Source organism: Micromonospora terminaliae (assembly GCF_009671205.1).
Classification (GTDB): Bacteria; Actinomycetota; Actinomycetes; order Mycobacteriales; family Micromonosporaceae; genus Micromonospora; species Micromonospora terminaliae.
This window is the reverse complement of sequence record NZ_CP045309.1, coordinates 455085-471821: the sequence shown is the minus strand read 5'-3', so window position 1 is coordinate 471821 and position 16737 is coordinate 455085. Positions and strand designations below refer to the sequence as shown.

General features: G+C 73.7%; 17 protein-coding genes. 6 read left to right on the top strand and 11 right to left on the bottom strand.

Annotated features, from left to right (window positions below; all coding sequences use genetic code 11):
* Positions 1–7: 7 nt before the first annotated feature.
* From dxs to GCE86_RS02180, 4 genes are all read right to left on the bottom strand, one after another.
* The gene (gene dxs / locus GCE86_RS02195; protein WP_154225349.1) at positions 8–1954 is read right to left on the bottom strand and encodes a 1-deoxy-D-xylulose-5-phosphate synthase; all 1947 of its coding nucleotides are present in this window, start codon (positions 1952–1954) and stop codon (positions 8–10) included.
* 70 nt (positions 1955–2024) lie between these two features.
* A complete protein-coding gene (locus GCE86_RS02190) occupies positions 2025–3218 on the bottom strand; it encodes an anhydro-N-acetylmuramic acid kinase (protein ID WP_154225348.1) in 1194 nt (397 codons plus the stop codon).
* Positions 3219–3231: 13 nt separating this feature from the next.
* Positions 3232–4470 (bottom strand): class I SAM-dependent RNA methyltransferase, encoded by a 1239-nt coding sequence (locus GCE86_RS02185; protein ID WP_154225347.1) that lies wholly within the window; start codon positions 4468–4470, stop codon positions 3232–3234.
* Positions 4467–6530: an APC family permease gene (locus tag GCE86_RS02180; protein ID WP_154225346.1), complete on the bottom strand. Its 2064-nt coding sequence runs from the start codon at positions 6528–6530 to the stop codon at positions 4467–4469. Before GCE86_RS02180 ends, GCE86_RS02185 begins: the two co-directional genes overlap by 4 nt.
* 158 nt (positions 6531–6688) lie before the next feature.
* Between GCE86_RS02180 and GCE86_RS02175 the strand changes: the two genes are divergently transcribed.
* On the top strand, positions 6689–7354 hold the full coding sequence (locus GCE86_RS02175; RefSeq protein WP_154225345.1) for a potassium channel family protein: 666 nt from the start codon (positions 6689–6691) through the stop codon (positions 7352–7354).
* Positions 7355–7356: 2 nt separating this feature from the next.
* Positions 7357–8046, top strand: a complete 690-nt coding sequence (locus GCE86_RS02170) for a potassium channel family protein (protein WP_154225344.1) — start codon at positions 7357–7359, stop codon at positions 8044–8046.
* Between the two features lie 21 nt (positions 8047–8067).
* On the opposite strand, the gene GCE86_RS02165 is transcribed toward GCE86_RS02170, so the two are convergent.
* From GCE86_RS02165 to dut, 4 genes are all read right to left on the bottom strand, one after another.
* Complete coding sequence (locus GCE86_RS02165) at positions 8068–8742, bottom strand: DUF3159 domain-containing protein (protein ID WP_154225343.1); 675 nt, start codon at positions 8740–8742, stop codon at positions 8068–8070.
* The gene (locus GCE86_RS02160; protein ID WP_154225342.1) at positions 8739–9119 is read right to left on the bottom strand and encodes an OB-fold nucleic acid binding domain-containing protein; all 381 of its coding nucleotides are present in this window, start codon (positions 9117–9119) and stop codon (positions 8739–8741) included. Before GCE86_RS02160 ends, GCE86_RS02165 begins: the two co-directional genes overlap by 4 nt.
* A gap of 275 nt (positions 9120–9394) precedes the next feature.
* Positions 9395–10045 (bottom strand): DUF3710 domain-containing protein, encoded by a 651-nt coding sequence (locus GCE86_RS02155; protein ID WP_154225341.1) that lies wholly within the window; start codon positions 10043–10045, stop codon positions 9395–9397.
* Between the two features lie 25 nt (positions 10046–10070).
* The gene (gene dut, locus GCE86_RS02150) at positions 10071–10568 is read right to left on the bottom strand and encodes a dUTP diphosphatase (RefSeq protein WP_208818063.1); all 498 of its coding nucleotides are present in this window, start codon (positions 10566–10568) and stop codon (positions 10071–10073) included.
* 86 nt (positions 10569–10654) lie between these two features.
* Between dut and GCE86_RS02145 the strand changes: the two genes are divergently transcribed.
* Complete coding sequence (locus tag GCE86_RS02145) at positions 10655–11146, top strand: DUF3093 domain-containing protein (protein WP_154225340.1); 492 nt, start codon at positions 10655–10657, stop codon at positions 11144–11146.
* A 22-nt stretch (positions 11147–11168) separates the two neighbouring features.
* Here the strand turns inward: GCE86_RS02145 and GCE86_RS02140 are convergent, their stop codons facing one another.
* Complete coding sequence (locus GCE86_RS02140; protein ID WP_154225339.1) at positions 11169–12068, bottom strand: hypothetical protein; 900 nt, start codon at positions 12066–12068, stop codon at positions 11169–11171.
* Positions 12069–12200: 132 nt separating this feature from the next.
* Complete coding sequence (locus tag GCE86_RS02135) at positions 12201–12497, bottom strand: DUF4193 domain-containing protein (RefSeq protein WP_091269374.1); 297 nt, start codon at positions 12495–12497, stop codon at positions 12201–12203.
* Positions 12498–12932: 435 nt separating this feature from the next.
* Between GCE86_RS02135 and GCE86_RS02130 the strand changes: the two genes are divergently transcribed.
* Positions 12933–13445, top strand: coding sequence for a LytR C-terminal domain-containing protein (locus tag GCE86_RS02130; RefSeq protein ID WP_208818104.1), 513 nt, complete (start codon positions 12933–12935; stop codon positions 13443–13445).
* A 58-nt stretch (positions 13446–13503) separates the two neighbouring features.
* On the opposite strand, the gene GCE86_RS02125 is transcribed toward GCE86_RS02130, so the two are convergent.
* Positions 13504–14325 carry an inositol monophosphatase family protein gene (locus GCE86_RS02125; protein ID WP_154225337.1) on the bottom strand — a complete coding sequence of 274 codons (822 nt, stop codon included), beginning with the start codon at positions 14323–14325 and terminating at the stop codon, positions 13504–13506.
* Positions 14326–14612: 287 nt separating this feature from the next.
* Between GCE86_RS02125 and GCE86_RS02120 the strand changes: the two genes are divergently transcribed.
* On the top strand, positions 14613–16235 hold the full coding sequence (locus GCE86_RS02120; protein WP_154225336.1) for an RNA polymerase sigma factor: 1623 nt from the start codon (positions 14613–14615) through the stop codon (positions 16233–16235).
* A gap of 245 nt (positions 16236–16480) precedes the next feature.
* Positions 16481–16714 (top strand): DUF7455 domain-containing protein, encoded by a 234-nt coding sequence (locus GCE86_RS02115; protein WP_013284786.1) that lies wholly within the window; start codon positions 16481–16483, stop codon positions 16712–16714.
* The last annotated feature ends 23 nt before the right edge of the window (positions 16715–16737 follow it).

Here is a 16737-nt window from a genome sequence, read left to right as displayed (position 1 = left end):
GCTGAGATCAATTCTTGGCGGTCGCCTCGTCGGCGGCCGGGTCCACCGACTGCGCGTCCAGCCCCGAGATCCACCCGGTCACATCCCGCGCCACGTCCTGCGCCGTCAGCCCCAGGTCCGCGAGGATCTGCGCCCGCGTCCCGTGCGGGTGCCAGTCCGCTGGCACGCCCAGGTCCTTCACCGGCACCCGAACGTCGGCGTCCCGCATGGCCTGAGCGAGGGCGGAGCCGACGCCCCCGACCCGGACCCCGTCCTCGACGGTGACGACGAGCCGGTGACCGGCGGCCAGCTCGACCAGCTCGGCCGGCACGGGCCGCACCCACCGCGGGTCGACCACGGTCACGCCGTACCCCTGCTCGGCGACCCGGGTGGCGACCTCCATGCCGAGGCCGGCGAAGGAGCCGACCGCGACGAGCAGCACGTCGGTACGCGCCGACTCGGCCAGCACGTCGACCGGGCCGACCCGGCGCACGGCCGGGAGGTCGGCGGCCACGGTGCCGGTCGGGAAGCGCAGGATGGTCGGGCCGTCGTCCACGGCGACCGCCTCGCGCAGCTCCTCGCGCAGCGTGGCCGAGTCGCGGGGCGCCGCGATGCGCAGGCCGGGCACCACGCCGAACACCGACATGTCCCAGATGCCGTAGTGGCTGGGCCCGTCGGGACCGGTGATGCCGGCCCGGTCGAGCACGAAGGTGACCGGCAGCTTGTGCATGGCCACGTCGAGCAGGACCTGGTCGAAGGCGCGGTTGAGGAAGGTGGCGTAGACGGCGACCACCGGGTGCAGGCCGCCCATGGCGAGGCCGGCCGCCGAGGTGGCGGCGTGCTGCTCGGCGATGCCCACGTCGTAGACCCGGTTCGGGTACTTGCGGGCCAGGGTGGCGATGCCGGTCGGCTCGGCCATGGCGGCGGTGATGCCGACCACGTCGGGCCGCTCGTCGGCGATGGAGACCAGCTCGTCGGCGAAGACGTGGGTCCACTTCACCGACGGCGCGGCGAGCAGCTTGCCGGTCTCGATGTCGAACGCGCCGCCCGGGCCGTGCAGGCGGTCCGCCTCGTCCTCCTCGGCCGCGCGGTAGCCGTAGCCCTTGCGGGTGACCGCGTGGACTATCACGGGGCCACCGAAGTTCTTGGCGGCGCGCAGCGCCGACTCGATCGCGGGGACGTCGTGGCCGTCGACCGGGCCGACGTACTTGATGCCCAGGTCCTCGAACATGGCCTGCGGGGCGACCGCGTCCTTGATGCCCTTCTTGACCGCGTGCAGCACCTCGTACATCGGCTTGCCGACCAGCGGGGTCGAGCCGAGGGCCTCCTTGACGGTGTCGAGCACCTTCTCGTAGCCGGGGTTGAGCCGCAGCGACGACAGGTGGTCGGCGAGGCCGCCGATGGTCGGCGAGTAGGACCGGCCGTTGTCGTTGACCACGATGACGAGCGGGTTGCCGGCGGTGGCGATGTTGTTGAGCGCCTCCCAGCACATGCCGCCGGTGAGGGCGCCGTCGCCGACCACGGCCACGACGCTGCGCTTCTCGCCGCGCAGCGCGTACGCCTTGGCGAGGCCGTCGGCGTAGGAGAGCGCCGTGGAGGCGTGGGAGTTCTCGATGAGGTCGTGCTCGCTCTCCGCCTGGCTCGGGTAGCCGGAGAGGCCGCCGCGCTGGCGGAGCTTGTCGAAGCCGTCCTGCCGGCCGGTGACGATCTTGTGCACGTACGCCTGGTGCCCGGTGTCGAACAGGAGCCGGTCGCGCGGCGAGTCGAAGACCCGGTGCATGGCCAGGGTCAGCTCGACCACGCCCAGGTTGGGGCCGACGTGCCCGCCGGTGCGGGAGACCTTGGCGATCAGGAAGTCCCGGATCTCGGCGGCGAGGATGTCCAGCTGCTCGGCCGTCATCCGCTTCACGTCCTGCGGGCCGCGGACGGTGCCCAGCAGCCGACCGTGGTTGGCCGTGCCCTCTTCAACACTCATGACCGAAGAGTCTATCGGCCACCCGACAGCCCGCAGCCCGGCCGTGGATCTTCCCAGGTCAGGCCCCCGATCAGGGGGTGACGACCAGCCGGCGGGGCGGATCCGCCGGCGCCGCGGCGAACGGGGGGCCGGAGGGGGTCCAGGAGCCGAGCACGGCCGCCCGGGAGGCCCCGGTGACCGAGGGGATGGCCCCGGGCAGCCCGTGCCAGGAGAGCCACCCCAGCAGGGCGAACGCGTACGCCTCCTTCGCCTGGGCCGGCACCCCCAGCTCGTCGGTGGTCCGCAGCCGCCAGCGCCCCTCGGCGAGTTCGACCAGCCGGAACATCAGTGTGGGATTGCGCACTCCCCCACCGGCCGCGATGACCTCGGTCACCCCGTGTCGGGCGCACTCGGCGGCCACGGTGGCCGCGGTCAGCACGGTCAGCGTGGCGAGCACGTCGTCGGCGCCCACCGGCTCCCCCAGGGCGGCCAGTTTCGCGTCGAGGTAGCCGGCGTGGAACAGCTCCTTGCCGGTCGACTTCGGGGCCGCCGCGGCATAGTAGGGCTCGTCGAGCAGCAACCCCAGCAGCCGCGAATGCAACCGGCCGGCCGCCGCCCGCGCCCCGTCCAGGTCGCAAGGGCGGTCCAGGAAGCGCCGGGCCGCCGCGTCCAGGAGGGCGTTGGCCGGGCCCACGTCGTACCCGAGGACCGGCGCCCCCGGTGCGACCACGGTGAGGTTGGCGATGCCGCCGAGATTCAGTGCGGCTCGCGGCGCAATTCCGTCTGAGCTCCGCGCGTCGCGCGGAGCGGTGGCCGCGTCGAGCAGCAGCGCGTCGAACGCCGGGACCAGCGGCGCGCCCTGGCCGCCGGCCGCCACGTCCGCCGACCGCAGGTCGTGCAACACGGGTACGCCGACGCGGGCGGCCACCCGGGCCGGCGCGCCGAGCTGGAGGGTGCCCCGCACGTGCCCCGCCTCGACCCAGTGGAAGACGGTCTGCCCGTGGGAGACCACCGCGTCGGCCGTGCCGCCGGCCAGCTCGACGCCGGCCGCCGCCGCCTCGGCGAAGACCTCGCCGAGCCGGTTGTCGAGCCGGCAGACCGCCTCGATGGTGGTGGCCGCCGGTGGCAGCAGCGCACCGATCTCGGCCCGCAGGTCGTCGGGGTAGTCCAGGCTGCGGTGCCCGAGCGGGCGCAGCCGCAGCGTGTCCCCGTCCCGGGTGAACTCGGCCGCCACCACGTCCACCCCGTCGTACGAGGTGCCCGACATCAGCCCGACGATCTTCATCGGGCCAGGCTAGTCACGACTCGGGTGGCAGGAACAGACCGACCAGCTCGACGTGCTGGGTCATCGGGAACAGGTCGAAGCCGCGCAGGGCGGCGAGCCGCCAGCCAGCCCCGGTGAAGGTGCGCACGTCCCGGGCGAAGGCGGCCGGGTCGCAGGCCACGTACGCGACCGCGCGCGGCCGGGCGGCCACGATGTCCCGCACCACCGGGGCGCCCGCGCCGGAGCGCGGCGGGTCGAGCACCACGAGGTCGACGGGGCCGGTGACCCGGCGGCGGGCCAGCGCGGTCTCCACCCGGGCGGCGACCACCTCGACCCGGGGCAGGTCGGCCAGGTTGGCCCGCGCCGCGTCCACCCCGTCCTGGCTGGACTCGACGAGCGTGACCCGGGCGTCGCCGACCCGGCCGGCGAGGGCCGCGGCGAACAGCCCGGCGCCGCCGTAGAGGTCCCAGGCGGTCTCGCCGGACCGCGGGTCGAGCAGGTCGAGGACCGCCCCGACCAGGGTGTCGGCGGCGGCCGGGTGCACCTGCCAGAAGCCGGACGCGGGCAGCGTCCAGTCGCGGCCGGCGGCCGTCTCGCGGACCTCCGCCGGGCCGCTGACCGGGGTGGGGACCCCCTCGGCGTACGCCACGACGCTCACGTCGCCCCCCGTGGAGGCGACCGTCTCGACGGCGTCGGCGTCCGGCCAGCTCGCCCCGGTCGGGGGGAGCACCGGCAGGTCCTGGATGGCCGGGTGGGCGATGAGGCAGCGGTCGATCGGCACCACCTCGTGCGAGCGGTGCTTCAGCAGCCCGGCCCGGCCGGCCGCGTCGACGGCGTACCGGACCCGGGAGCGCCAGCCCAGCGGCCCGCCGGGCAGCGCCTCGACCCGGACGCCGAGGGCGTCGACCTGGTCGCCGGTGAGCCCGCCCAGCCGGGTGAGCTGCTCGCGCACCACGGCGGCCTTCCAGTCGAGCTGGGCGGCCGGGGTGACGTGCTGGAGGTCGCAGCCGCCGCAGCGGCCCGGCTTCGCGTACGGGCAGGGCTGCTCGACGCGGTCCGGCGACGCGGTCAGGATCTCCACGGCGTCGGCGCGGGCGAAGCCCCGGTGCAGCTCGGTCACCTCGGCCACGACCCGCTCGCCGGGCAGCGCGTGCCGGACGAAGACCACCTGGCCGCCGACCCGGGCCACACAGTGCCCACCGGGGGCGACCGCGTCCACGGTCAGCTCGACCCGCTCGGCCTCCTCCAGCCCGCTGCGGGCCGGCGCCGTCACGGGCGGTCCCCCGCGCCGCTCTCGCCGGGCGGCGCCGAGACCACCGGCGGGACGCTGGGCGGCAGGGTGCTGCGGGGGGCCACCCGGGGGCCGCGCGCCGGGCCGCGGGTGAGGGTGGCGTCCAGCCGGTCCAGGTTCTTGGTGGCGGTCGAGGCGAGCTGCCAGGGCACGCTGGTGACCATGACGCCCGGTTCGAAGAGCAGCCGTCCCTTGAGCCGCAGCGCGCTCTGGTTGTGCAGCAGGTTCTCCCACCAGCGGCCCACCACGTACTCGGGGATGAAGACGGTGACCACGTCGCGGGGCGACTCCCGGCGGGTCGACGCCACGAAGTTGAGGATCGGCCGGGTGATCTCCCGGTACGGGGAGTCGATCACGGTGAGCGGCACCGGCAGCTCCCGCCGCTCCCAGTCCGCCTGGAGGTCCCGCGTGTCCTTCTCGTCGACGTTCACGGTCACCGCGGTGAGCGTGTCCGGCCGGGTCGCCCGGGCGTAGGCGATGGCCCGCAGCGTCGGCTGGTGCAGCTTGCTGACCAGCACGATGGCGTGGTTGCGGGCGGGCAGCACGGCCCGCTGCTCGGTCGGCTCCAGCTCCGCGGAGACCCGGTCGTAGTGCCGGCGGATGGCCAGCATGAGCAGGTAGATCACCGCCATGGCGGCGATGGCGATCCAGGCGCCCAGCAGGAACTTGGTGACCAGCACGATGATCAGCACCACGCCGGTCAGCGCCATGCCGAACGCGTTGATGGCCCGGGAGCGGACCATCCGGGCGCGCGCCGCCGGGTCCCGCTCGGTGCGCAGGTGCCGGTTCCAGTGCCGGATCATGCCGGCCTGGGACAGGGTGAACGAGACGAACACCCCGACGATGTAGAGCTGGATGAGCCGGGTCACCTCGGCCTGGAAGCCGATGATGAGCACGACGGCGGCGACGGCCAGGAAGACGATGCCGTTGGAGAACGCCAGCCGGTCGCCCCGGGTGTGCAGCTGGCGGGGCAGGTAGCGGTCCTGGGCCAGGATCGAGCCGAGCACCGGGAAGCCGTTGAAGGCGGTGTTCGCGGCCAGGAACAGGATCAGCGCGGTCATCCCGGCCACCACGTAGAGCAGCACCGAGCCGTCGCCGAACACGGTCTCGCCGAGCTGCGCGGTGACGGTCTTCTGCACGTAGCCGTCCGGCCCGGAGACGATCTGGGACGGGCTCTCGACGAACTGGAGGCCGGTCCTGCGGGCCAGCAGGATGATGCCGACCAGCATGCTGACCGCGATGGTGCCGAGCAGCAGCAGGGTGGTCGCCGCGTTCTTCGACTTCGGCGTCTTGAACGCCGGCACGCCGTTGGAGATCGCCTCCACACCGGTGAGCGCCGCGCAGCCGGAGGAGAAGGTCCGCAGGAGCAGGAAGATCAGGGCGAAGCCGGTCACGCTGTGCTCGGCGTGGATCTCCAGGCCCGCGCTCGGCGCCCGGAGGTCCTCACCGAGGATGAAGATCCGGAACAGCCCGGTCAGCAGCATGCCGCCGATGACGATCACGAAGCCGTAGGTGGGGATGGCGAACGCCGTGCCCGACTCGCGCAGGCCGCGCAGGTTCATGGCGGTGAGCAGCACGACCGCGCTGACCGCGATGAGCACCTTGTGGGTGGCCACGAACGGCACCACCGAGCCCAGGTTCGCCACACCCGAGGAGACGGACACCGCCACGGTGAGCACGTAGTCGACCAGCAGCGCGCTGGCCACCGCGAGCCCGGCCCGCGGCCCCAGGTTGACCGTCGCCACCTCGTAGTCGCCGCCGCCGGAGGGGTAGGCGTGCACGTTCTGCCGGTAGCTGGCCACCACGGTCAGCATCACCACGACGACCGCGAGCGCGATCCACGGCGAGAAGATGAAGGCCGACGCGCCCGCGATGGAGAGCGTCAGCAGGATCTCGTCCGGGGCGTAGGCGACGCTGGAGAGCGCGTCGGAGGCGAAGACCGGCAGCGCGATGCGCTTCGGCAGGAGGGTGTGCTGGAGGCGGTCGGACCGGAACGGTCGACCGAGGAGGAGTCGCTTCAGCAGCGAGGTGGGTCTGGCCACAAGCGCCAAGAGTACGACCACCGCGCGCCGGGCGGTGGGGGTGCCTGATCGCCCCGCCCGCGCCCGCGCGGTACCGTTCGGTCCTCCGCCCGCAGCGGGAACGTGGCAGGCTCGCACACGACGGGCCAGCGGGCGGCACCGTGGGAGGAGCGGACACCGTGCATGTCGTGATCATGGGCTGCGGCCGGGTCGGGTCGACCCTGGCCCACAGCCTGGAGTCCCGGGGGCACTCGGTGGCGGTGATCGACCAGGACGCGGACGCGTTCCGCCGCCTCGGGCCGGACTTCGCCGGCATCACGGTCACCGGGGCCGGCTTCGACGGCGAGGTGCTGCGCCAGGCGGGCATCGAGCGCGCCGACGCCTTCGCCGCGGTCTCCAGCGGCGACAACTCCAACATCATCTCCGCGCGCCTGGCCCGGGAGACCTTCGGCGTGTCCCGGGTGGCCGCCCGGATCTACGACCAGCGCCGCGCCCAGGTCTACGAGCGCCTCGGCATCCCCACCGTGGCCACCGTGCGGTGGACCGCCGACCGGATGCTGCGCCACCTCGTCCCCGAGGGCAACGTGGAGATCTTCCGCGACCCGACGAGTACGGTGTCGATCATCGAGGTGCCGGTGCACAAGGACTGGATCGGCCGGTCGCTGCGGCACCTCGAGGAGGCCGCCGGCGCCCGGGTGGCCTACCTGATCCGGTTCGGGATCGGCACGCTGCCCACCGCCTCCACCGTGGTGCAGGAGGGCGACCAGGTCTTCATGCTGGTGACCGACGACATCACCGCCTCGGTCACCTCGGTGGCGGCGGCGCCGCCCGAAGGGGGGCAGTGAGCATGCGCATCGCCATCGCCGGCGCGGGCAACGTGGGCCGGTCGATCGCCCAGGAGCTGATCGACAACGGCCACCAGGTGATGCTGATCGAGCGCCAGCCCAAGATGCTCCGCCCCGACCGGGTGCCGGCCGCCGACTGGGTGCTCGCCGACGCCTGCGAGCTGGCCAGCCTCGAGGAGGCCAACGTGGCCGGCTGCGAGGTGGTCGTGGCCGCCACGGGCGACGACAAGGTCAACCTGGTGGTGTCGCTGCTGGCCAAGACCGAGTTCGCGGTGCCTCGCGTGGTGGCCCGGGTCAACCGGGCCGAGAACGAGTGGCTCTTCACCGAGCAGTGGGGCGTGGACGTCGCGGTGAGCAAGCCGCGGGTGATGGCCGCGCTGGTCGAGGAGGCGGTCACGGTCGGCGACCTGGTCCGCCTCATGACCTTCCGCCAGGGCGAGGCGAACCTCGTCGAGATCACCCTGCCGCCCACCGCGCCCTACGTCGGGCAGCCCATCCACGCCGTGCCGATCCCCCGGGACGCGGCGCTGGTGGCGATCCTGCGCGGCAAGCGGGTGCTGGTGCCCAGCCCGGACGACCCGATCGAGGCCGGCGACGAGCTGATCTTCGTGTGCACCGCGGCCGTGGAGGACGAGGTGCGGGCGGTGATCCTCGGCCCGGACAGCGTCGAGCGCAACCGCGAGCGCCCCTGACCGGCCGGCGCCCCGGAGGGCTCAGGCCCCCCGCAGCGGCGCCGGCGCGGTCTCCCGGGTCACCCGGCGCACCACCCAGACGGTGATCAGCAGCAGCAGCGCGTACGGCGGGTAGCCGAGGGCGAGCCGGGCCACGCCCAGCGCGGTGTCCTGGTGGGCCAGGTAGAGCCCGGCCTGCACGCCGACCTTGGCCAGCCACACCACGCCCCAGAGCACGGTGAGCTGGGTGAAGGTGCGCACCAGCCGCGGGTCGTCCCGCCACTCGGAGCGACCCTTGGCCACCAGCACCGACCAGATCCAGCCGACCAGCGGCTGCCGGATCGCCGCCGAGAGCAGCAGGGCCAGGCCGTAGCCGATGCCGTAGAGGATGCCGGGCAGGTAGAAGTCGCGCTCGTCGCCGGTGCGCCAGGCGATGGCCGCGCCGACGGCGATGCCGAACAGGCCGTTGACGGCGTGCCGCACCGGCCGGCGCTGCGCCAGCCGCAGCCCGGCGATCAGCAGCGCCACCGCCACGGAGGCGATCACCGCGGGACGCAGGTCGCCGACCACGTTGGCGATCACGAAGACCACCACGGGGATGCTCGACTCGACCAGGCCCCGCCAGCCGCCGAGCTGGTCGGCCATCTGCTCGGCGATGCTGGGCAGCCGCTCGTCCTCCGGCCCGAGCTCCGGCTCGGTGTGCTGTCCGGTCGTCACTTCGGCGACTCCAGCTCGTAGTACGGGTTGTAGATCACCTTGCGGTCGTCCCGTACGGCCACCCGGCCGCGGGCGGTGAGGTGCCGGCCCGGCTCGATGCCGGCGATGTGCCGCCGGCCCAGCCAGACCAGGGTGACCACGTCGCTGCCGTCGTAGAGGTCGGCCTCCAGCGTGGGCAGGTTGGTCCGGGGCGTGTAGACCACCGTGCGCAGGCGCCCGGCCACCGAGACCACCTGGCCGCGCATGCACTGCTGGGCCGGCACGCCGCCGCACTCGGCGCTCTCCCGGCGCAGCTCCTCCGCCTCGATCTCGGCCTCGCTCGCGGTGAGCCGTTGCAGGAGCCGCCGCAGCGACACCCGGCTCTCGTCGGTCGTCATGACCTCCGCGTCACCCTCTCCACGCCGGCCGGCTCGCGCCGGCTCTGGGTCGGCCCCGGGTTGCCGGAACCGTCCCGCCAGCGTACGCCGATCCCACCCCCGGGCGGGACCGGCGTCGGACCGTGGCACCGCCGGGGCCGCACACGCGACGGGCCCGGCGTCGTCGACGTCACGCCGACTCCCACCGGGCCCGGATCGCGGTGCTCGGACCTCAGCCTCAGGCCTCAGGCCTCAGGCCTCAGGCCTCAGGCCTCGCGCTGCTGCGGCGCGAGGGCTCAGGCCTCGCGCTGCTGCGGCGCGCCCTCCTGCTGGGCGTGCTGCTCGGCCACCTCGCGGGGCAGCCGCAGCGGCAGCGGCTCCCGCACCGGCTTGGCCTCCTGGCCGCGGTCGACGACGAGGCCGTCCAGGCACGCCTGGAGCGAGCCGGCGGCGGCCGGGTTCGTGGCGGCCTCGCCCTGGTAGACCCCGCGCACCATCCAGCGCGGCCCGTCGATGCCGACGAAGCGCAGGTCGGTGATGCCGTCCGGGGTGCGGACCCGGGCGCGCAGCTCGGTGCCGTAGTCCCCCTCGACCTCCTGGGCGGCGGCGCCGTCGTTGAACAGCGACTGCCGGATCTCCTCGCGCACCTCGTCCCAGATGCCCTCGGAGCGGGGCGCGGCGAAGACGCCGAGCTGGAGGGCGTTCTGGCCGTGCACCAGCACCACCTGCTGGATCACGCCCTGCGGGTCGGCCTGTACCCGCACCTCGACGTCCGGCACCGCCGGGATCTGCAGGCTGCCCAGGTCGAGCCGGGGCGCGTCCGGCGCCTCGGACACGTCGTACGGGCCACGGGCCGGCGTCAGCGGGGTCTCCTCGTCGAGGACCCCGGCGTCCCGCTCGTCACGCGCGTGCCGCGCGCCCTCGGCCCGCTTACGGGAGAAGATCACTGCGCCCACCCTCCGCTGTTCGCACTCACCCTGCCACCTCTTCCGTCCGCCCGCCCGCCGGAGCCGGGACCAGCCCGGCGTGCCCGCCCGTGGAGCCGTGCCCGCCGGTCCCGCGCCGGGACGCGGGCAGCTCGACCACCGGCTGGAACGCGGCCCGGGCGACCCGCTGCACCACGAGCTGCGCGATCCGGTCGCCCCGGCTGATCTTCGCCGGCGTCTCCCGATCATGATTGATCAGGTTGACCAGGATCTCACCCCGGTAGCCGGCGTCGACCGTACCGGGCGCGTTGAGCACCGTCACGCCGAGCCTGGCCGCCAGCCCCGATCGGGGGTGCACGAGCCCGACGTAGCCCTCCGGCAGCGCGATGGCCACACCGGTCGGCACCAGGGCCCGCCCGCCGGGCGGCAGCTCCACGTCCGCGGCGGCCACCAGGTCCGCGCCCGCGTCCCCGGGATGGGCGTACGCCGGCAGCGGCAGCTCCGGGTCGAGCTGCCGTACGGGCACGGGTACGACGTCTGTCACGGTGATCCTCTTCCGTCCGGTCCGAGCGGGGGTGACCCTGCCATCCTGCCGGTTCGGCGGCCGCCCGCGCGCCGTACCCTCGGAGTGTGCGTCAGTCGTCATCCCCGGCCGCCCCGGTGGCCGCCACCCCGGCCTACTCGGAGCGCCTCGGGCTGCCCTGGTGGGCCTGGCCGATCGGCCTGGCCCTCGCCGGGCTGCTCGCCGCCGAGCTGTGGATGGGCGCGACCGGCGTCCGGGCCTGGCTGCCGTTCGTGCTGCTGCTCCCGGCGGCCGCGGCGACCCTGTGGTGGCTGGGCCGGATCCGGGTCGCCGTGCGCGACGGTGAGCTGCGGGTCGACGACGCGCGCCTGCCGGTGCGCCACGTCGCGGACGCGGTGCCGCTGGACGCGGCCGGCCGGCGCGAGGTGCTCGGCGTCGGCGCCGACCCGCTCGCCTTCGTGGTGCAGCGCCCCTGGGTCGGCGGCGCCGTGCAGGTGGTGCTGGACGACCCCGACGACCCCACCCCGTTCTGGGTGGTCAGCTCCCGGCGGCCGGTCGAGCTGGCCGCGGCCCTGCTCGCCGCCCGCGACGCCGCCTGAACCCGCCGGGTGGCGCCCCGGGTCAGGGGTGCGAGCCGGGCAGCGCGCGGGCCTGGTGGCGGAGGTCCTTGCGGAGCTGGTCGCCGAGGGTGCGGGTGGCCCGCCGGTTGAGGTAGCCGGCCACGGCGGCGCCGGTGAGGAACGGGCCGAGCGTGGTGAGGTTGCGGCCGAAGCGGCGCAGCAGGCTGTCCCGCAGCTCGCGGCGGGCGGCGGTGCCCAGCACCGCGCTGACTCCCACCCCCGGCATCATCGGGTTGACGCCCCGCTGGGTGGCCCAGGACTGCACGAGCGACACGGCCCGCTGCGCGCCGCCGGCGGGCAGCGGCATGCGGTGCACCTCGTGCAGCTCGCCGATGAGCTTCAGCTCGATCGCCACCACGGCGACCGTCTCGGCGGCCAGGAGTACCGGAGCGGAGAGCAGGGTCGGGGTGACCGCCCACTCGACCGCGGCGACCCCGCCGCCGGCCGCCCCCACGCCGGCGGTGGCCCGGGCCGCGTTGCGGATCAACCGGTCGGCGAGGGCGTCGTCGTCCAGGCCCGGGAAGTGCTTCTGGAGCGTGGCCCGGTCGCGGATCGGCACGCGCGGGGCGATCTCGGCGACGGTGTCGGCCATCCAGCGGACCGCGGCCTTCGGCTTGTACAGGTCGGAGAGGCCGCGGGCGCGGGCCTGACCGACGAGCCGGGTGAGCAGCTGGCGGCGGCGGGCCACGGGCAGGTCGTCCGCGGTCAGCGCGGCGACGGTCGCGCCGAGCTGATCGGCGTCCGCACCCGGCTGGCCGCCGTCCGCGCCGGGCCGCTCGCCGTCCGCACCCGGCGGTGTCGGCTCGGCGGCGGCGCCCGAGCGGGCCGTCTCGTCGGTCGTCCGGTTGGCGCCGTCCCCCTCGGCGCCCGGCCCGTCGGCCCGCTCGCTGCGCTCGCTCACCCGTCCGCCCTCCTGCTCCGCGCGGCGTTTCAGCCGCCGGTACGAGTCAAGCAGCTTCCCGCCACCGGCGCACGGCGGCTCGATAAGCGGCGGCCCCGTCGAGGAGGCCGCCGCCGGTGTCTCGGGTCAGGGTCAGACGCACTCGCGGCAGATCAGCTCGCCGTTGCGCTCGACCGCCAGCTGGCTGCGGTGGTGGACCAGGAAGCAGCGGGCGCACCGGAACTCGTCCTGCTGCATCGGTAGCACCTTGACCGTGAGCTCCTCGTCGGCCAGGTCGGCGCCGGGCAGCTCGAAGCTCTCGGCCACCTCGGCCTCGTCGACGTCCACGGCGCCCGACTGTGTGTCGACGCGCCGGGCCTTGAGCTCTTCCAGGCTGTCCTCGCCGAGGTCGACCTCGTCGCGACGCGGGGCGTCGTAGTCGGTGGCCATCGGTTTCACTCTCCCATATCGATATGGTCGCTTCCGGTTGTAACGCCGGACGACGCTGTTTCGGTTCCGCTGGCCGGCCACCAAATGTGTCAGTCACCCGACCCGACCATCATGGGCCGGGACCGCCAGGAAGGAACTCCCCCAGCGAGCGCGGAACCTTACCCCCCCTTTGGGCGAGGCATGTATACCGCCCTCGCGGCAGAGATGTACGCCCCTGCGCCCGAAGTTGTTCCCAATGTGACTCAGGCGACACGAAGATAGGGGTAGTAGTACCCGTTCCCTCGGTGGCGCGCCGGTATGTCGGACTGTTTCCACGCGACAGCCGGACAAGCGTTAACCTCAGCGGCGTACTCGGCGGCCGGCGGGGCGGACCGACGCCGGCGGTCGCCGCCACCCATCACCGTCCGGGGAGCGCCCAGAATGAGTTTTGCGCGAGTGCGGGCACTCGTTGTCGTCGGACTGCTGGCGGTCATCGCCCTGGTCTTCGTCGTGGTCGCGGTGGTTCGCGACACCCAGAGCAAGGCGGGCACCGCCGAGAACTGCCCCGAGGGCTGGCCCATCGCCGACGTGCGGCTGCGCGAGCAGAAGGACGTCAAGATCAATGTCTACAACGGCACCGACGAGGTCGGGCTGGCCGGCAGCGTCGCGGACGACTTCCGCAACCGCAAGTTCCAGGTCAAGAAGGAGGGCAACGCCCCCAAGGCCGTGGACGACGTGGCGGTGCTGCGCTTCGGCCCCAAGGGCGTCGGCTCCGCCCACCTCCTGCGGGCCTACTTCCTGAACAACGCGAAGCTGGAACCGGACCTGAAGCGCAAGGACGACACGGTCGACGTGATCCTCGGCAACGGTTTCCAGCAGTTGGCCACCACCACCGAGGTCAACCAGTCCCTGGGTGACCTCGGCTCGCCGCAGGCGCCGGCCGGCACCTGCCCGGGCCCGGTCAAGTAACCGTCCTCGCGAAAGGTGGTCGCTCCGGCGGCCACCTTTTCCGTATCCGCAGGACCGGTCACGGGCCGCCGGAGGCGTCCAGGGCGGCGAGGCGGGTGTGCAGCGGCTCGTACAGCGCGGGCGGGGCGGCGAGCACCAGGTCCGGGCCGGCCGGCCGGCCCGACAGCCCGGTCACCAGCAGCCCGGCCTCCCGCGCGACCAGCCCGCCCGCGGCGAGGTCCCAGGCCGCCAGCCCCTTCTCGTAGTAGGCGTCGACCCGGCCCTCGGCGGCCAGGCAGAGGTCGAGCGCGGCCGCGCCCATCCGGCGGATGTCGCGCACCTCCGGGATCAACTCGGCAACCACCCGGGCCTGGTGCGCCCGGCGCCCGGCGTCGTAGCCGAACCCGGTGGCCACCAGCGCCTGCCCGAGATCCGTCTCGGCGGAGCAGCGCAGCCGCTGCCCGTCCCGCCAGGCGCCGCCGCCCGCCGTGGCGGTCCACTCGTCGCCGGTGACCACGTTGCGCACCACCCCGGCGACGACCTCGCCGCCCACCTCCGCGGCCAGCGAGACCGCGCAGTACGGCAGCCCGTAGAGGTAGTTGACGGTGCCGTCGATCGGGTCGACGATCCAGCGCACCCCGTCCTCGGCGGCCGGGCCCGTCTCCCCCGCGCCGTACTCCTCGCCCAGCACGGCGTCGCCCGGGCGCCGCGCCCGCAGCGCCTCCAGCACCTGCCGCTCGACCGCCCGGTCGGCCGCGGTGACCACGTCGGTGACGGTGCTCTTGGTCGCGGCGACCGAGACTCCCTCCGCCCGCATCCGGTGCGCGGTCGCCGCGGCGTCCCGCGCCACCTCGACGGCGATCGTGAGCAGTTCCTGCGGCGTGGGCGCCGAGGCGATCATGTTCGTCCCCTTCCGGCACGATCCGGACCGGCCGGTTCGTGCGCGGGTATCATCCTTACAAAGTCCACAACTGTGCCTATTCAGTGGTCCGTACGGCCCGTCCGCCGTGCGGCGCAGGATGATCGCCGCAGACGGCGTTACAATTCACCCTGCCCCACGCGCCACGGACCGCCAGCGACCGGTCGGCCCGGGACACGGGGGTCCCTCAACGACATCGCCCGGCACGGCGTTCCGTGCTGCGCCGGACGACCCGGCCGTGCTCGCTCTTCGCCTCCGGAAGGTCATTCGTGACAGAACCACGCCAGACCGGCGCCGACGTTCGCTCGCTCACCGACACGCTGATCGCCCACGCGCAGAGCGCCGGTGGTCAGCTCACGTCGGCCCAGCTCGCGCGCACCGTCGAGTCCGCCGAGGTGACCCCGGCCCAGGCCAAGAAGATCCTCCGCGCGCTCTCCGAGGCGGGCGTGACGGTGGTCGTCGACGGCTCCGCGAGCACCCGCCGCCGGGTCGCCGCCGCCCGGTCCGCCACCCCGGCCTCCCGGGCCACCACGGCCAAGACCACCAAGAAGGCCGCCGCGCCCGCCCCGAAGCAGGCGCCGGCCGTCGAGGAGGCCCCGGCCCCCGCCCCGCGGAAGGCGACGGCCCGCAAGGCCGCCGGCGCCACCGCCGGCACCACCGCCGAGGTGGCCGCCAAGGCCGCCGCCCCGGCGAAGGCCACCAAGACCACCCGGGCCACCAAGGCCACCGTGGCCGCCAAGACGGCGGCCGCGAAGCCGGCCAAGGACGCCCCGAAGGGCGAGGGCGCCGAGGGCGAGATCGACCCCGAGGAACTCGCCGCCGAGATCGAGGACGTGGTGGTCGAGGAGCCGGCCGAGCTGACCCAGGCCGCCGAGGCCGACGCGGCCAGCTCCGCCACCGACAACGACTTCGAGTGGGACGACGAGGAGTCCGAGGCGCTCAAGCAGGCGCGCCGGGACGCCGAGCTGACCGCCTCCGCCGACTCCGTCCGGGCGTACCTGAAGCAGATCGGCAAGGTGCCGCTGCTCAACGCCGAGCAGGAGGTCGAGCTCGCCAAGCGGATCGAGGCCGGCCTCTACGCCGCCGAGCGGCTGCGCGCCGCCGACGAGGGCGAGGAGAAGCTCACCCGCGACATGCAGCGCGACCTGCTGTGGATCTCCCGGGACGGCGAGCGGGCCAAGAACCACCTGCTGGAGGCCAACCTCCGGCTCGTCGTCTCGCTGGCCAAGCGCTACACCGGTCGCGGCATGGCCTTCCTGGACCTCATCCAGGAGGGCAACCTCGGCCTGATCCGCGCCGTCGAGAAGTTCGACTACACCAAGGGCTACAAGTTCTCCACCTACGCCACCTGGTGGATCCGCCAGGCCATCACCCGCGCCATGGCCGACCAGGCCCGCACCATCCGCATCCCGGTGCACATGGTCGAAGTGATCAACAAGCTCGGCCGGATCCAGCGCGAGCTGCTCCAGGACCTGGGCCGCGAGCCCACCCCGGAGGAGCTGGCGAAGGAGATGGACATCACACCGGAGAAGGTGCTGGAGATCCAGCAGTACGCCCGGGAGCCCATCTCGCTCGACCAGACCATCGGCGACGAGGGTGACAGCCAGCTCGGCGACTTCATCGAGGACTCCGAGGCTGTCGTCGCGGTCGACGCGGTGTCGTTCTCGCTGCTGCAGGACCAGCTCCAGCAGGTCCTCCAGACGCTGTCCGAGCGCGAGGCGGGCGTGGTACGCCTGCGCTTCGGCCTCACCGACGGCCAGCCGCGCACCCTGGACGAGATCGGCCAGGTGTACGGCGTGACCCGGGAGCGCATCCGGCAGATCGAATCCAAGACCATGTCCAAGTTGCGGCACCCCTCGCGTTCCCAGGTGCTCCGCGACTACCTGGACTGACCGGCACGCGTCAACCAGACGTGTCGGTTTGATCACCAGCCGTAGAACACTCACCGGTGACCTGACGGTTGCCCGTTTGTGATCGTTGACGTGGCACCCTTGGTGCACGGCACACTGTCTTCCACGCCAGGTGTGACCTCCGTCCCCGACGGGCACACAGGGAAGGCAGGGCCCGAGAAGGGTGTTGCACGATAGGTGAGCAACCGAAGAGAGTGTTCATCGGTGACGACCAGAGGAGGAAGGCGATGACCCCGACCCTCACGCCGCCGCCCGAGACGGTGAGCCCCCCGGCCGCCGATGAACGGTGCGACCGCTGCAATGCTGCCGGCAAGCTCCGGATCACTCTGGCGGGTGGGAGCGAGCTGGTGTTCTGTGGGCACCACGCGAACAAGTACGCGGAGGATCTCGTGAAGATCACCGTGCGCTACGCGTCGGACCCGGAGTTCAGCTGGCGTGGCGCCGATCTGATGGCGAACTGAGTAAGAATCCGCAACCCGACATA

Bases quoted from the DNA above. Each gene is read 5' to 3' on its own strand.
- dxs (WP_154225349.1), bottom strand. From the start codon at position 1,954: ATGAGTGTTGAAGAGGGCACGGCCAACCACGGTCGGCTGCTGGGCACC.
- GCE86_RS02190 (WP_154225348.1), bottom strand. From the start codon at position 3,218: ATGAAGATCGTCGGGCTGATGTCGGGCACCTCGTACGACGGGGTGGAC.
- GCE86_RS02170 (WP_154225344.1), top strand. From the start codon at position 7,357: ATGCGCATCGCCATCGCCGGCGCGGGCAACGTGGGCCGGTCGATCGCC.
- GCE86_RS02160 (WP_154225342.1), bottom strand. From the start codon at position 9,119: ATGACGACCGACGAGAGCCGGGTGTCGCTGCGGCGGCTCCTGCAACGG.
- GCE86_RS02135 (WP_091269374.1), bottom strand. From the start codon at position 12,497: ATGGCCACCGACTACGACGCCCCGCGTCGCGACGAGGTCGACCTCGGC.
- GCE86_RS02125 (WP_154225337.1), bottom strand. From the start codon at position 14,325: ATGATCGCCTCGGCGCCCACGCCGCAGGAACTGCTCACGATCGCCGTC.
- GCE86_RS02115 (WP_013284786.1), top strand. From the start codon at position 16,481: ATGACCCCGACCCTCACGCCGCCGCCCGAGACGGTGAGCCCCCCGGCC.